Here is a 2,507-nt window from a genome sequence, read left to right as displayed (position 1 = left end):
AACAAATAGGCTTCTTCGTTGCTACCCTTGGCAGAACCAAAACCTGCGAGCGATTTCTTCCCGTGTTTATCGCGCAGGCCTTTGAGTGTGCCTGAGGTCAGCGTCAGCGCCTCCTCCCAGGTGGCTTCCCGGAACACGCCTGACCAGTCGGCACTATCGCGGTTGAGTTCATTGAGCGATTGGGGGTCTTTGACCACCCCGACACGGCGAATCAGCGGCACCGACAGGCGTTGCGGACTGTGTGCGTAGTCGAAACCAAAACGGCCTTTGACGCACAGGCGATTGTGGTTAGCCGGGCCGTCGCGCCCATCGACACTGACGATCTTGTTGTCTTTGACGTTGTAGGTTAGCAGGCAGCCGACACCGCAGAACGGGCAAACCGAATCCACCTTTTTGTCGACCACCTGTGAGCCGATTTGCGTCTTTGGCATCAGCGCGCCGGTGGGGCAGACCTGCACGCACTCGCCGCAGGCGACGCAGGTGCTGTCGCCCATCGCGTCGTTCAGGTCAAACACAATCTCGCTGTGCGCGCCGCGCCGGGCGTAGCCGATCACGTCGTTGACCTGCTCCTCGCGGCAGGCGCGCACGCAACGATTGCACTGGATGCAGGCATCCAGGTTGACCGCCATCGCCGGGTGCGATACATCCGACTTGGGTTGCGCCCGGCGAAGGGCTTTGAGCGCCGGGCGCACCGGTACATCCAGCCGTTCCGCCCAGTCGCTGAGTTCACCGTGCTGACCGGCTGAGCCGGTCGCATCGTTCCATTTGTACCCGGTATCGGGCATGTCCGCCAGTAGCATCTCCAGCACCATCTTCTGGCTTTTCACGGCGCGTGGGCTGCTGGCGAGGGCCCCCATGCCCGCTGTAGCTGTGCGACAGCAGCTGGGGGCCAGCGTGCGCTCGCCCTTGATCTCTACCACGCAGGCGCGGCAATTGCCATCGGCGCGCATACCCTCCTTGTAGCAGAGGTGCGGAATATCGACGCCGTGGCGCTGGGCCGCCTTGAGGATGGTTTCACCCTCGAACGCATGAATAGTCTGGTTGTCGAGCTTGAACTCAACGGTTCGCGGCGTGACGTCGGTCAATTTGGCAGGCGCGTTCATCTAAACGATCTCCTGGGAAAAGTACCTCTGGATGCTGCGCACCGGGTTCGGCGCAGCTTGACCTAGGCCGCAAATGGACGCATCCGTCATCACGATGTTCAGGTCTTCCAGCGTGGTGTTGTCCCACACAGGCGCCTCCATCAACTTGACCGCCTTGGCGGTGCCGACGCGACACGGTGTGCATTGGCCGCAACTCTCATGCGCAAAAAACTGCATCATGTTCAGCGCCGCATTGCGCGCGCTATCGTGCTGACTGAGCACAATGACCGCTGCTGAACCAATGAAGCAGCCGTAGGGTTGCAGCGTGTCAAAGTCCAACGGAATATTATTCAAACGGGCGGGCAAAATGCCACCGGATGCGCCGCCTGGCAGGTAGATGTAGCAGGCGTTAATGCCGACCACCTGCGCGGCAATCAGCAGTCCTTCCAGAAAACGGTGCGGGTCGCGTTCCAGGTAAGTACGGTCTTTGAAGGTGCCGGGTTCGCCTTCGTCAATATTCACGGCCATCAGGCGCGGGGCGGCTTGCTCGCGCACGATGCGCCACTTGCGCCCGGCCGGAAAACCAGCCCCACCCAAGCCCCGTAAACCGGAGTCTTCCATCGTCTTGATCACGCGCTCGGCATCGGCTTCGCCATTGACCAGCACCGCAGCCAGCGCATAGCCACCGTGAGCCCGGTAGGCTGCATAACCGGCGTAATCGGGCGAAACCATCGTCGCCTGCGGTAGCGGAGAAATGCTTTGCTCAGCATACTCAGATGCTACAAAACTAGCAGCTACTTTCCCAGAAGGATGGAGCGTTACAGCCGAATTAACCAATGAAACTATGGTTTCTGTCGTGGCCAGAGGCACCGGGCGCTGGTGAACCACCGCCACCGGTGCCTGCTCGCAGCGTCCGACACAGGGGGTCGGGATGACACGCACATCCGAAATACCTAACAAGCCCGGTAAACGCGCCAGCAAGTCTTGGGCGCCAGCCAACTCACAGCTCAAGCCATCACAAACCCGCACCGTCAGGCCGGGCGCCTGCTCATCACCGCGCAGCACCTCAAAGTGGTGGTAGAACGTGGCCACCTCATAGACCTCGGCCATCGGGAGTTTCATCTCCTTGGCCAACGCCACCAGATGGCGCTCGTGCAGGCCACAGTAGGCGTCGTTTAGCTGGTGCAGGTGCTCGATCAGCAGGTCACGCCGATGCGGCACAGCGCCAACCAGTGCGCGTACCTCTTGCAGCGAAGCATCGTCCACCTGGCGACCCTTGAGCTTGCTCTTGCAACGAATGCGCTCGCGCATTTCGTCCACAGTGACCATTGCAATGACGTCACTGGATTTGCCGGATAGATTCATGCTGTCTCACTTACTTCCGTGAAGAGACCATTGCACGGATTATTTGGCCATAAAAAATTA

The 2,507-nt window shown here is 60.2% G+C and carries 2 protein-coding genes; both read right to left on the bottom strand.

Annotated features, from left to right (window positions below; genetic code table 11):
• A partial coding sequence (locus tag B3V69_RS13175; protein WP_296447235.1) for a 2Fe-2S iron-sulfur cluster-binding protein occupies window positions 1–1,103 on the bottom strand: 1,103 nt, incomplete at its 3' end.
• Window positions 1,104–2,447, bottom strand: coding sequence for an NADH-ubiquinone oxidoreductase-F iron-sulfur binding region domain-containing protein (locus B3V69_RS13170; protein ID WP_296447233.1), 1,344 nt, complete (start codon window positions 2,445–2,447; stop codon window positions 1,104–1,106).
• Window positions 2,448–2,507: the final 60 nt, after the last annotated feature.

Origin of the sequence: Rhodoferax sp. UBA5149 (genome assembly GCF_002413825.1) — a bacterium.
Taxonomy (GTDB): Bacteria; Pseudomonadota; Gammaproteobacteria; order Burkholderiales; family Burkholderiaceae_C; genus Rhodoferax.
This window is presented reverse-complemented; position numbering and strand designations above follow the sequence as displayed.